Genomic DNA, 1,268 nt, shown 5'->3' on the forward strand with positions numbered 1-1,268 from the left:
TCGACAGCGTGGCGCGCGTAACCGACATCATGTCCGAGATTACGGCCGCCAGTAACGAGCAGCGCGTCGGCATCGACCAGGTCAACGAGGCGATTGCGCAGATGGACCAGGTGACGCAGCAGAACGCCGCGCTGGTGGAAGAAGCGGCGGCGGCGGCCGGTAGCCTGGAAGAACAGGCGGCGCGCCTGGCCGAGGTGGCCGGCGGCTTCAAGCTGGCGGCCACGCCATCAGCGCGACACCTGCGCCATGCGCCGGCCAACACGCGCCTGAAACTGGCGGCTTGACCCGCGCGCATGCTTGAGGCCATGAACATACTTTAGGGGACCTCGAAAAACCTACTGCGCGGCGCAATTTTCGTCCTGCGATGCTCACCGTACCTTCGTACGGCTGCGCTTCTCGAACGAAACTTGCACCGCTCGCTACGGTTTTTCGAGGTCCCCTTTAATGTTGAGTGGAAACAACAATACGGCTTAGAATTGCTTCTCAGGAACAATAATCGTGGTCGTATTGACAGCAACAAGAGGATAATTGCCGATCGGCATTATCAATATCCACCCCTGTCAGGAAAAACACATGTTCCCCAACGTCCGCATCGGTTCACGCCTGGCGATCGCTTTTGCGATCGTCCTGGTTCTGTCCATTGTCTCCACGGCCTACGCCATCATTGCGGCGCGCGACAACGCGCGTGCGACGGAACTGATGATGGCCCAGCCTTTGAGCAAGGAGCGCCTGGTGTCGGACTGGTACGTGATGGTGTTTGCGGCGGTCGGGCGCACCGCCCTGATCGCGCGCAGCACCGACGACACCCTCTCGAGCACCTTCGCCGGCACCGTCAGCGAAGGCGTCAAGCGCAGCACGGCGCTGATCAAGCAAATCGAACCGCTGCTCACCAGCGATGAAGAAAAAGCCATGATGAAGTCGATCCAGGCCCTGCGCGCCACCTTCCAGGTAGCCAAGGAACAGGTGATGGCTTCCAAGAAGGCGGGCGACCCGGCCGCCACCGAGCAGCTGTTCAACAGTACCTTTACGCCATCGGCCGCAGCCTACGAGCGCGGCATCCAGGACATGCTGGCGCTGCAGCGCAAAGCCATCGACGACACCGCGCTTTCCATCGACAAGGCCAACACCCGCACCATCGAGCTGCTGCTGGTGCTCGGCACCCTGGCCGTGCTGACCGGGGCCGCGTGCGCCTTCCTGATCACGCGCTCGATCACCGTGCCGCTGAAGGCTGCCGTGGCGGTGGCCGGCACGGTCGCCAGCGGCGACCT

Annotated in this window: 1 protein-coding gene and 1 pseudogene; both read left to right on the forward strand. The window is 62.5% G+C overall.

The features are described from left to right. Window positions 1-284: pseudogene (locus F2P46_RS35865) on the forward strand (hypothetical protein); the annotation flags it as partial. Between the two features lie 289 nt (window positions 285-573). Continuing rightward, the coding region (locus F2P46_RS35870; protein ID WP_208296924.1) for an MCP four helix bundle domain-containing protein at window positions 574-1,268 on the forward strand (695 nt) is incomplete at its 3' end.

Origin of the sequence: Massilia sp. CCM 8734, from assembly GCF_011682155.1 — a bacterium.
Lineage (GTDB): Bacteria > Pseudomonadota > Gammaproteobacteria > Burkholderiales > Burkholderiaceae_D > Telluria_A > Telluria_A rubra.